The following is a 12,454-nucleotide window of genomic DNA, read 5'->3' as shown; positions in this document are numbered from 1 at the left end:
AAGTGAGTCCTCTAGCAAAATGGCTATGATGGCAGAGACAACTGAAACTAGAGTGATTATGACTGAGATATCTGAGGATAATGATAATAGCGCAGCCGAGACAATGCTCGCTCGCAAACATTTAGCGCAGAAGCATCATTATCCATCGGACAAGGCTCATGGAGCCGATATACCTCAAAGCTGTATTGAGTCTCAAACCACCAGTTTGGCAGTAGAGGCAGCGGTATCAATCGTTATTAATGGGATTCATTATGCGGTACTGATGGCCAGCCCTTACCAACTAGAGTATTTGGCTGTTGGGTTCTTATTTAGCGAGGGCTTGATTCAGCACAGTCATGAATTACTTGATTGGGAAGTGACACATCTTACAGATATTGCCAGCTACCAAAAGTTTGCTCAATCCTTAAACGATGGGGATCTTGAATTCGCCTCCATTGAGCAACGCTTAGAGCAATTTCAAGATTATGATATCTATATCGTAGAGCTGGTGCTAAACCAACGCTGCCATCAGCGCATCCAAGCCCAAAAGCGCCAACTGGCAGGGCGTACAGGCTGCGGTATGTGCGGCATCACGGGGCTGACACAGGCATTGCCCGACTTGAGCCACTACTCACAAGCAAACATACATGGTTCTAAGGCAACCGTGCCAAGCCTTGAGTATCTATTAGTACTACGTCAGCAAGTAGATGCCACACAGCATACACACCAACTGACAGGAGCTGTGCATGCAGCAGCGACGATATACAATCAGCAGTTGTACTTGTTTGAGGACGTAGGCCGTCACAATGCACTCGACAAATTAATCGGTTGGCAACTGCGACAAAAAGTAGAGGTTGATTGCGTACTCATGACCTCACGATTATCGATTGAGTTGGTACAAAAATCGATTCGGGGGCGTATCCCTTGGCTCGTTGGCATGTCTGCGCCCACCAGTACGGCCGTACGGGTCGCCCAGCGCTATGGTTTGGGACTGGCTGGGTTTTTGCGTGACAATAGAGTCACCTACTACACTGGCATTTGATGAGTATTGCCTAACCACATTTTCTAAATCCTGTCGTTATCATCGATTCGTTTACTTTGATACCCTCACATTGATCATTTAATACTGCCACCATTCAATATGTTAGCCTTATTGATACCCTCACAAACACCTTTCCATAAACCCCATTTGTGAATGCCATTTTTCTTGAGATCTGCCTCTGCCTTTTGGTCATTTATGACAGATAACTGACCGATAGATTTGAGCTTCACGGCAGAATAGGGTACTCTTAGCGCACGAGTATGTTACACATAGTTAACATAGCTGTAGTTTTATTTATAAATACTTAGCCTATGGTGCAACGCATCAGGGCTGTAGCGTGTTTGATACTTAACTACAGGTAATGCGTCAATTACCTAATCATGGGCAAAAATTCGCTCATGCTTGGGTGTATTTCAGCCGGCTATACATAATATTAGCCGATAAAGCTGTCTACACTTAGCACCGTCATCAGCAGATGGCTGAGTGCTTATTCATAATTTTGCTGTAGATACCTGCCTTGTCAGCGCTCTATAGCAGCCAGCTATTATCAAGTATGACCACTTGACAGCGTGATGGACTATCCATCAACAGACGCATGCTGATGACTCCCTGCGATTTTTGTGAAATGTGGCTCACTGTTGCATGTGATTTTTTCAAATGACGTACAACAGTGAGTAACCGGCATGATGTCAATGGGCAGTTGTCATTTACAGGTTGCAGGATCTACCCTTAAAACACCAAGTGCGCCAGCGCGCGGCATTTGGGTCGGCGCTGACTGCTTTTTATGACGGCTAACTGTTAGCACTGTGTGATGCCTCTACATAAAACTTTTATGGGCTTTATTGTATTCTTAACAGTTTTGGATAAAGTTATACTATTAAACTTTTATTTATGTAAAATAATCGCGAGGTATGAATTTGAAAACTGAGTCACTGTTCCAATTTTCATCGTTAACCATTATTTTATTGTTGTTAGCGTTTTATGGCGGCACGTATTTGTTGTCATTGCTGATCAAAAAAGACAAAGAAACCACTTCAGGATTTATGGTGGCAGGCCATGGCGTCGGCTTTGGCATGGGTGCTGCTAGTATGACCGCTACTTGGATTTGGGCGGCATCGTTTTATGCGGCGGCGACCTCTGGCTACAAGTATGGCGTATCAGGGCCGATACATTACGGCTTTTGGGGCGCGCTGATGATCTTATTCATTTATCCTTTTGGTATGCGCTTTCGTGAGCTTGCACCCGATGGTCATACCTTAGGTGAGCTTATCCACGCCCGCCATGGCTCATCAAGCCAATTAATTTTAGCCATATCCAACCTTATGGGCAGCTTAATTAGCTTGATGGTCAACTTTACTGCAGCTGGGGCGTTGGTATCGGTATTATCGCCATTATCGTTTCAGACGGGGGTCATGATTGCAGGTATCGGGGTGCTAAGCTACACCCTAACCTCAGGGTTTCGTGCTTCCGTCTTTACAGACTTTGCGCAATTGGTCGCTTTGATGGCCATCGGTATTGTCATTATTCCAGCGGTACTGTTTGCGATGGGTGGGCCACAAGTCATGGTCGATGGCCTCGCTAACCTCACGCTTGAACAGCAGGATTTCTTTTCATCCGAAGCGTTTTTTCAGCAAGGAGCGCCCTATTTTGTCGCTGTACTTGCTTATGCGATTGGTAACCAAACCATCACGCAGCGCTTGTTTGCGATCGATAAGACTAAGATTAAACAGACCTTTATTACCGCCACGGTCGGCTATGCTGGTATCGTCATCGGTCTTGGTATGATCGGATTGATGGCTTTGACCATCGGTATCGAGCCACTAGATGGCAATATGAACAACCTCATCCCGCAGATGGTCAGCACTTACTTGCACCCTGTATTTATCGCCTTGTTCTTTATCTTGGTCATTGGCTCATTGTCATCGACAGCCGACTCAGATTTGTCGGCATTATCGACCATTATGATGGCGGATGTGTATGGCAAAAACATTGCCAAAGGCCGCGTCAAACCTAAAACCATGATGCTCGTTGGTCGTAGCACGATGATTATCGCCACCGCTGCCGGACTGATCTTTGCCAGCTTTAAGCTAGATATCTTGGTGATGCTCGTATTCGTCGGTGCATTATGGGGCGCGATTGTTTTTCCGGTCATCGCCAGTGTGTTTTGGAACCGCGTGACCAATGCCGCCTTTACCTCGGCAGTCATCATCGGCCTACTGCTATTCTGTGTGGTACGCTTTGAGCTGCTACCGATGACAGGCTTTACTGCGCTTTTCTTTGAAATACTGGCCAGTGTGGGCGCCGCAGTCGTGATTGGGCTGATGGTCTTTGGCTTTTTGGGTCGTAAAATCGGCATGGTAGCGGCAGCGATCACGCTGGTACTGATGCTCATTTTTGCCACAGGCTTCTTACGTCAGTACATGGTACTACTGGCCTCACTAACGGCCTATGGTGCTAGCACCATCGCTTGTATCATCGTTAGCCTCATGGGTGATGAACACTTTGATTTTGCTTTAATCAATCAACGTGTCGGCGATTATGATAAAAAAGCCAAGGCATCGACCTCTGAGCTTTCATGAACACAGGTAGCGAGCACCGCTTGCGGGTTTGGCAGTTGGTCAATATATGACCCGCTGCACAGGCAACCCTTCATAAATACTATAAGGAGATATCATGGACAACGTCTTTATCTACGGCTTATATATTTTAATTTGGCCAGCCATTACGCTCGGCGTGCTGGTATTGATTTGTACCGCGACTTATCGCGATATCAAACGAGCCAAACGTAATAACGAAGAGATATTATAAAAGTACACTCTCAATGATCAGTACTCTCATCAGTGAGTCCGGCTCGCTGATGAGCCTGAATACGCAAAAAACTAATAAAAAAGCACTAAAATCAGCACAAGTGAGCAAATAAGCTATTTTTAGCCAAAAAATGACTTGTAATTTAAATTATTTTTGCTAATATAGTCCACCTTGATTGGCTGGATGGCAGAGTGGTCATGCAGCGGACTGCAACTCCGTTAACGCCGGTTCGATTCCGACTCCAGCCTCCAATTATTTATTAACTTTACGTTAATTTTGGCTTGCATTATTATCCCAACCGATTATAATAGCGACCACTTATCTAGTAACTAGACAGTCTATCAGCTAGTTTACATGTTAGATAACACAAGTTTTGCCCGGGTGGTGAAATTGGTAGACACAAGGGATTTAAAATCCCTCGCTAGCAATAGCGTGCCGGTTCAAGTCCGGCTCCGGGTACCATTACATAGTTCTATACTATCTTATAGAGTAGCCAAGGCCCCTGATATCAGGGGCTTTGCTGTATCTGACGTCCTATACTGTCTTATGAATCTTTCCTAATCCATGCACTTTGAGTATACTGTCAAGTATACTGAGTTTTCAGTGTACTTATGGAGGATTAGGTTATGGAAAGAAAAGCGATAAGTTCAGATCGAAGCATCAGCAGTCATAAGCCTGAAGACAAGAAATACTTCGTTGCTGTTAAAAACCATCCTAAACTATTCTTAATGGTACGTCCTACTGAAACTAAGTCATGGATGTACCGATACTACCCTCCTTCAAATCCTAAGCAAAGTATTATATCAATCGGTATATATCCAAGTATCTCGTATGCTCGTGCTTGTGAAATATGGCGTGAGTATGAAGAACTTCTAAGCAAAGGTATTGATCCCAAAACATATCGTGAAGAAGAAAAGAAAAGACTTGTTAATAAAACTAAAAAAAGTTTCAATCATTTTGCTTGGGAGTATTTCGATAGCTTAGATCAAACTCAAAAGAGTAATACACTTATTCGCAAAAAAGGTCGGCTTGAGCTGATTTGCTCATACATAGGTGATGAGCCGATTAGTGAGATCAGCTCGCCTAGAATGCTTGAGGTACTATTAGACATTCAAGCTAAATCATTAAATAAGGCTGGCAAGCCTACAGACAAGGCTGAGCGCTGCGCAGGTATCGCAAGTGACGTATTTGTATATGCGGGTGCTCGTGGCTTCTGTACGAGCAATCCTGCGGCGCTAATCAAGAGTCAACTGGCTAAATCAAGCTATGGTCATCGCCCTGCTATTACCAAACCTAAAGAATTAGCTAAACTACTACGCGATATTGAGACTATAGAAGGTGATCCAAACACGATAAACTCCCTTAGGCTATTAGCGTTACTGTTTGTGCGTAATGGTGATCTACGCCGTATGCGCTGGGCTGATTTGGACTTGGAGGCTGGCAGGTGGACACTAAAGCCGCTAAAGGGGCAAGGTAAAGTGAACATGGTCAAAGACATGGTGGTTCCCCTACCTCGTCAAGCTGTGGCAATCTTACGCGCGCAGCAGCAAATCAATGGTCATACTAAATTCGTCTTCTACAGTGAGACAGCAAAAAAGCATCAGATCATCTCTGATGCGACAGCAAATAAGCGGTTAAAGGATTTGGGCTATCAAGATGTACATTGCGCTCATGGTTTTCGCGCGACAGCAAAGACCATCCTACAAGAGCAATTAAAGTATCCTCTCGTGCTTGTTGAGATGGCATTGGGTCATACGACTAAAGATCCTAATGGCACAGCTTACGGTCGATTTGAATACATTGATGATCGTAGTGATATGATGCAGAAGTGGGCGGACTATTTAGATGCTTTGCGTGAAGGTAGAGATACGGCAGAGTTTAGAGCAGATGCTCAAAACAAATCTGATTCTACTACCCATCTGCAAGCGTTGATTGACCAGCTGGGAGAGGATAAAGTGCTTGAAATGTTGAAAAGCAAGCCTTAGTAAGATTATTAATCTCTGATATATAAACCAAATGAGCATGTAGCTTTTCAATTTAAGAATGAAATAAAGGCAAATTATAATTATAGCTTTCCTCAAGCTCAAGCATATCAATTTTTGGTACAGATGCTATGATGTTTTATTTTTTTAATCAAACCTCAATAGTTACAGGAACAGCTACACCTATTTTATTTGCGACTTCAGTGTAAATATCTACTTCATTATCATCAACTTCTAGCGTAACAATTAGTGAGTAGTTTACTGTTTTAGCGCACCTTTCTTTATCTTTGTTAAGCTTCCACCAACCTGTTACAGGTTTGACTACAATCTTAGATACTTCAGAAAGATCAGCAGCCGTTCCCTCCCAATAATCTTTATGTATAGAGCCGGATTTTTGTAAATTACGTCCTAGAAACCACCCATGAGGAAAGTCATGTTCTATGTAATCTTCTCTTCGCTCATCTTTTCTGTTAATACTATCAATAAAGTCTTGTTTATCTTGTCCAGGTTTACAAAGATGAAAAGAAAGACCATGCGATCTATATACATACTTACTTTTTATTTTTGAAACACGGGGGTTAGGCTCAATGAAATAGGACAAAGTTACTATCATTTTAACATTAGCATTAGGCGGTAATTCACTTAATACTTTTTGAGGCCATGGTAGATCATGAAGATTAAACTCATTAAGTTTACAATCTTTTTCATGTTCAAATGGTTTAATAGAAGATTCAATAATTAAAGTTAATCTATCATTTTGACTATTGGCCGCTTTTTCTAAGTCAGGAATTCCATACCCACAGACTTTAAGAATCTGTTTTTTATATTCTTGAGTAACATTATTTGTAGTATGACTTTCAGCTAGCTCTTCTAACTTATCATAAATGGGCTTCGACCATTCGGATGAATGAATTATTAAGCCTCTAATAGTCTCAGGTTGCGCAGTTGGATAAGCTGTTATTATCTTTGCAGCTATATATGAAGCTTCAGCAGTAGCCGCGCTAGAGTCAGTATGTGATCCGAATACATTACCTTGAACTTTACCAGAAGCAGTTAAAACTGATAAGTCCTCATGAAAATCAAGTTGACCATCGTCACGAATTATTCTATTGCCACCTTCGCAAAGTATCTCTGGTTTAATTGGAGCATCGCTCCATTCCCAGTCATGAGAGCTGGAAGTAGTTGGGTTAATATCTTCTATACTTGAACATACTACCGGATTAGGTATGTCACTAATATTATAAAGCTTAGTACAACTACCTACTGTGATAGCATTCCAAGCCTGTGCAGGATCTTGAATTTTAGTACTTCTCGCATTAGTCCAATAGTCTTTTTGGAAAGTAGTAGCATTACCTGTAGAAATAATAAAAACATCAGAGCTTCTATTTGAGCATTCGTAACAAAAGTTATCAATAGCAGCAGACCATGATGTAGGGTAACCATCACAAGCTTCAGCAGTCACTGCTAAACTATAAACTCTTTTAGCATAGGGTCTATCAATTGCAAGATTATTTATTGTGTCTATTGTCACTGCACCATATAGCTCTTTTTTATTAAGACTTGGTGGAGGTGGCATAATTCTAGCAGATTCTATTTGATGAGTTACCTCAATAGGTTGAGTACTTATTATGTCTTCAATCAATCTTGTGCCAAAAGCTGATATACCAGCTTGATGAGACCCATGATACACATTGAAAGAAGACATATATGTGTCAGTATAATCACTCCAATCAGATCGCCATGACGTACAATATTCTTGCTTACATACTTTATTAAGTAAACGATTGTTATAATTAACGCCTGTATCTAATATGGTTACAAATACTTCGTCCTCCTTAAGATTCAAACTTATTCTTTGATTTAGGTCTTCGGTAAACTCAATTTGAGATATTGAATCCATCTCAGTAAACACACTTGGGTTTTCGGAAGATAGACGAAATTCGACTATATCTGGATATAATGCTATTAATTCGATTAGTTGAGAGCGTGTAGCATCAACTTTAAAAACATTAACTGTTGGCAAAGACAGATATGAGCTACTAATAAGTTCATCTTCTGGATTTTCAGCTCTTGATATAAATTGTTCTTTTATCTCGTCGTCATTAAATGCAATCCAAACTTCGCATTCTACAGACATATTTTCATTAGTTGGTATTAGAGCTAGGTCATCATTCCATAAGTCCTCAAGTGTTGAGGGCCTTATTAATGATATATTATTTAACATTGAAAGATTTCTAGGGTTATTTAATTTCGTATTCTTTTCAATGAATTCTATGATTTTCTTGCGGAGTAAATCTTTTCTATCACCACTTGAATAGAAAGTAAGAATTTGTCTCCCTTCTTCAAATCTCAATGTTTTAAGCCTAAATGATTTATTATCAAATGTATTAATATCTAGATCGGCACCTACATCACTGACTACACTTAAAAAAATACCATTTGGACTAGCTAAAGGACGTGATGTTATTCTCGTATCTTTTGCTTTATAAGATCCTACTTCACTAATTTCTATTAGAGAGTCATTCAATTGAGTTAATAAATTTGTGCCATGTTGAGCTCTATCTTTAGGCAATGTGACAGAGCTTCCAGGACCGCCCTTATTTGGATAATACTTGTATTTTTCCGCTGTGCCGTAAAATAAGTGAGGTTTATAGTTACTCATCGAAATACTCTTCAAAGTCTTGTTTTATTTTTTAGGGATTGTAATAAGAATTTTTCATCTACCAATTTTTTATTATTTAATATAGCCTCTTTTGCAGCATCATCACAGGCATTAGAGATTACCGCATAGCTCAATCCTTTGGCTGCACAGTAAATTGCATCCCAATCCTTTACTTTATATTCAAATAAATTGAACTTGTTCTGTATAAGACGTTGCACTTCACTTTCACCAGGCAAATCAAACTCAATAATATCATCAAATCGTCGGAAAAGAGCTTTATCAAGTGCTTCTATATGGTTAGTGGCAGCAACCACTATGCTATCAGACTGTTCCTCCTCAAAGAAAACAAGAAAAGAATTAAGTACACGTTTTATTTCACCAACATCATTCCCACTATCTCTAGCAGCGCCTATAGAATCAAACTCATCAAATAAATATACAGCTTTATTATTTGAGATGAAGTTGAAGACCGACCTTAGCTTAGCTGCCGTTTCTCCCATATACTTACTCATCAACCCATCAAGTAAAATAGCATAAAATGGCATATTTAGTTCAGTAGCTAACATAGCTGCAGACATCGTTTTGCCTGTTCCAGGTAACCCATAGAACAATAACTTTCTGCGAGGGGTCAAGCCAAACTCTCTAAGACTAGGAATATTCTTATGTTCATTTATTACTTTATCTAAATGTTTTTTGACGGCGGGCGAAAATACAATTTCATTCTTCCTAACCGAAGTAAACTTAAGCTGCAGGCTACCACTTAACTCATCTTTAACTGAAAGACTCATGCCATTCTTATCAAAACTATTTTGAATGGGTGAACCTTTATCTATTATCGACTTAAGCTCTTTTGCAAGTTTATGATGACCTGCTCTAGCTTCACTAGCAGCGATTTGTAAGGAAATAGATTGAAAACGACTAGTATCATTTTGATAGTGCGCTCTAACTAGGTTCTTAATCTGTTCAGCAGTTGCCATGGTTGACTCTCATCATATTACTAAGCAAAATAATACATCAATTGTAACAAATACCGTAAAAGAGGGACAACATAATTGGTAGTTATTATTTCGTTAATTATTAGGTAATAATAAGTAAATGGCTAATAATTATTATCTAGCCTACCATCCCCAATAGGTCTTAGACTATGTATCACAGCTGTCTAAAAGTCTTTTTTTAAGTCAATTTCACAGAAAGGTAGAGTTCTGTATGGATATCTACTATGACAATTTCTTGAGCCATACCTCCAAAATCCAAATTTTTATGCTATAAATTGCTAGTATTGATTTACTTATGATTAAATTTGGTATGGCAAATAAAATGTACTAACTCTATCCTAGCTCAGATATAATTTCCTGAGACCAGTTATCTTGCATCAGCATCTTGAAGGAAATACCACCAGAGGCTGCTTCAATGGTTATTTCACCAGCATCCACTGCTGTTTTAACATGCTTTGTAAGAAGCTCAAATAAACAACGCTTATACTCAGTATCATCATTGCCTTTAAGATGTTCACCTTTAGTTTCCAATACCGAAAAACGATATTGACCATTAATGGGCTCTTCAACGCATACCAATAGATCAGGATAAATCTTTTGCTTTTGCCAGCCTTGTAAGCTGTATTCTCGTTGATTAACTGCAATACGATGCCACCAATAGACTGATTCGTGCTTGTCTAAGTACCATGCAGTCTCTTGCTCTAAATTATTAAGGCCATTCTTATATATCTTTTCAAACAAGCTTCGCTCTAACTCTGAGCCATCCTTACGACGTAAGACCTGATCATGCTCAGCTACAGAAATTTCTAGAGTTTGTGCTAGTTCCCAATTTAACTGAGCGCTGTCTGAAGCTAATAAACGCAAAGAAATATCGCCCTTATCAAGTTTTTCTCTAAATAATTCCTCAGATAATAACGCAACTTGAGCCTTCAAATCACGCTTCATATCTTTCAATAACTCGAATCTATTATTGAATAAGGCTTCTTCATCGATGTCTTTACTACGAAGCACAGCCAATGTTTGAGTCAAAATACGCATTGCTTGCCAAGGATTAGGAATTACATCAGTAAGCTGGCGAACTAAGAACGATATATCTAGTTTTACTGTTGTATCAAACTCAACTTGTTCATGAACTGGCTCCGCTAAGTCTAACTCGCCTTGACTGTTCTTGGATTTTTTATAATCGATACGAGCAGTAGTGCGTTGTGAGCTATCCTCCACCAACTGAAAGTTTTTAACATTCAAATAAGACAAGGATTCCCAATTTAGACTACCTAAAATATCACGCTCATAATCAAATATACGATACCCTTCTTCCTTTCGGACGTCACGGTGTAATACCCTTGGTAAAAAAACTTTTGGTATGCTGCGAAATTGCTCTCTACGTCGCAAGGTTTCTTTACTCATCACTGCCTTTTGTGTACTTGGATCACTCGCTCTAACTTGATTTGCTATGTCGCTCATACCTTCATCTTCTAAACCTTGTTTTACGCCTGCCACCGCTTCCATCACATCTTGATCAAAGGTAAATACATAACACTCATCTAAACTGGATTTGTAGGTTAAACGAGCATGGGGTTGTCTTAATACTCGACCAATCATCTGTGTAATGGCTGTTTTGGCAGTCATTTTGGACAACACAGTAAGGATATAGGCAAAGGGGCAATCCCAACCTTCACGCAATGCATCTTTAGTGATAATGTATTTTACTGGACAGGTATCACTCAATAAATCATCATCACCTAGCTCATCTTTATCAGAAGTTTTAAGACGAATCTCGTTTTCATTCACTCCTAATATTTCAATTAAGTGTTTTCTAGCATCCTCAGCATGAACAAACGCAGAGTCTCGCTGATCTTTACCAGTGCGCTCTACTCTGATCAACATAATAGGTCGGATATAACGACCACTCTCATCCTGAAAATTCTGAGCATCATGCGCCAATTCTTTCAGTCTGGCATGAGCCAGTGATAACGTATGTTTCCAATCACTCTTATCTTCATTGATTACATTAATAGGCAGTTTGATCATTTGTTCGTCTTTTAGTGCTTGACCCGAAACATTGACCAATACATTAGAGTGGTGTTTGCCATTAGCGTTTGGCGTCGCTGAAAGCTCAAGAATGAACTTAGGATTAAAGCCACATAACGTATCCCTAGCCGTTTCACTATAGGCCTTATGACCTTCATCAATGATGATAACTGGTCTAACTAAACGCAGCACGTTGCCTAAACTTTGTTTTACTAAGACAGAGCCTGGAGCAATCCCATCTTGCCAACCATAGTCACTTAAGTCATTGCAATCTAAATTGCGTACTTTGGTCAACAAAGCTTCATTAGCAATAGAGTCGTCTTCTATGGGGAAAAAAGACGTGAAACGACCACTATCGCGAAACATCCGCAAACTTTCTTTGGACTTCCTTGCACTGGACTGCAACATCAATAACATCACACACAAATTTTCATCAACATCACGTCTGGTGAAAATATCGTCTTTTTCTAACATTTTTACACGACCACGAGATGCACGTTCCAGCATTTGCCGATATGGATGTTCACGGTTAGCTAGTTGTTTCCATGTTTGTTTGTAAATAGCATCTGACGGTACCACCCAAAGCACCATTCCCGTTTGTTTGGTAAACATATCCATTTGTAAGCGCTCAATAGCAGCCACACCTAACAATGTTTTACCACCGCCAGTAGGTACTTTTAAACACACATTCGGAATAGCACGATCTATACCATCAAAGCGTGAAATATATGGCGGCGTTAATTCTTGGCCATTTGAGCTTCTTAAAGAGTCAATACGGCGTTCCTGTACCAAAGCATCCCAAGTATCTTTTGCGTAATTGGTAAGCTTTGCATCTTTGCCATGCGTTTTTTGAAAATCAACAAAATCTTTTGCTAGTGTCTTGCATTCGGCAAGCTTATTCAGATAATAATTAAATTTATCCAAAACCCCATTTTGATAGTCCTTTAATTCCATA

At 40.0% G+C, this 12,454-nt stretch carries 7 protein-coding genes and 2 tRNA genes; 6 read left to right on the top strand and 3 right to left on the bottom strand.

Annotated features, from left to right (window positions below; translation table 11 throughout):
* Window positions 1–58 precede the first annotated feature (58 nt).
* The 6 genes from HL061_RS13365 to HL061_RS13340 all read left to right on the top strand — a co-directional run bounded on the left by HL061_RS13365 (window position 59) and on the right by HL061_RS13340 (window position 5,814).
* On the top strand, window positions 59–1,021 hold the full coding sequence (locus tag HL061_RS13365) for a sulfurtransferase FdhD (protein WP_071003567.1): 963 nt from the start codon (window positions 59–61) through the stop codon (window positions 1,019–1,021).
* Between the two features lie 911 nt (window positions 1,022–1,932).
* Window positions 1,933–3,600: a sodium:solute symporter family protein gene (locus tag HL061_RS13360; protein WP_093068989.1), complete on the top strand. Its 1,668-nt coding sequence runs from the start codon at window positions 1,933–1,935 to the stop codon at window positions 3,598–3,600.
* A 94-nt stretch (window positions 3,601–3,694) separates the two neighbouring features.
* Window positions 3,695–3,829: a putative transporter small subunit gene (locus tag HL061_RS13355; protein ID WP_208855952.1), complete on the top strand. Its 135-nt coding sequence runs from the start codon at window positions 3,695–3,697 to the stop codon at window positions 3,827–3,829.
* Window positions 3,830–4,006: 177 nt separating this feature from the next.
* Window positions 4,007–4,080, top strand: a tRNA-Cys gene (locus HL061_RS13350).
* Window positions 4,081–4,204: 124 nt separating this feature from the next.
* Window positions 4,205–4,291: transfer RNA gene (locus HL061_RS13345), tRNA-Leu, on the top strand.
* 164 nt (window positions 4,292–4,455) lie between these two features.
* On the top strand, window positions 4,456–5,814 hold the full coding sequence (locus tag HL061_RS13340) for an integrase arm-type DNA-binding domain-containing protein (RefSeq protein ID WP_252962985.1): 1,359 nt from the start codon (window positions 4,456–4,458) through the stop codon (window positions 5,812–5,814).
* A 148-nt stretch (window positions 5,815–5,962) separates the two neighbouring features.
* Here HL061_RS13340 and HL061_RS13335 read toward each other — a convergent pair whose 3' ends face one another.
* The 3 genes from HL061_RS13335 to HL061_RS13325 all read right to left on the bottom strand — a co-directional run bounded on the left by HL061_RS13335 (window position 5,963) and on the right by HL061_RS13325 (window position 12,453).
* Window positions 5,963–8,473: a S8 family peptidase gene (locus tag HL061_RS13335; protein WP_252962984.1), complete on the bottom strand. Its 2,511-nt coding sequence runs from the start codon at window positions 8,471–8,473 to the stop codon at window positions 5,963–5,965.
* A gap of 11 nt (window positions 8,474–8,484) precedes the next feature.
* A complete protein-coding gene (locus HL061_RS13330; RefSeq protein ID WP_252962983.1) occupies window positions 8,485–9,450 on the bottom strand; it encodes an ATP-binding protein in 966 nt (321 codons plus the stop codon).
* Between the two features lie 351 nt (window positions 9,451–9,801).
* Window positions 9,802–12,453 (bottom strand): DEAD/DEAH box helicase family protein, encoded by a 2,652-nt coding sequence (locus HL061_RS13325; protein WP_252962982.1) that lies wholly within the window; start codon window positions 12,451–12,453, stop codon window positions 9,802–9,804.
* Window position 12,454 lies beyond the last annotated feature (1 nt).

Source organism: Psychrobacter sp. PSP, assembly GCF_024085615.1.
GTDB classification, from domain to species: Bacteria; Pseudomonadota; Gammaproteobacteria; order Pseudomonadales; family Moraxellaceae; genus Psychrobacter; species Psychrobacter pacificensis.
The sequence above is the reverse complement of the archived record's forward strand: the minus strand, read 5'-3'. Positions and strand labels throughout refer to the sequence as shown.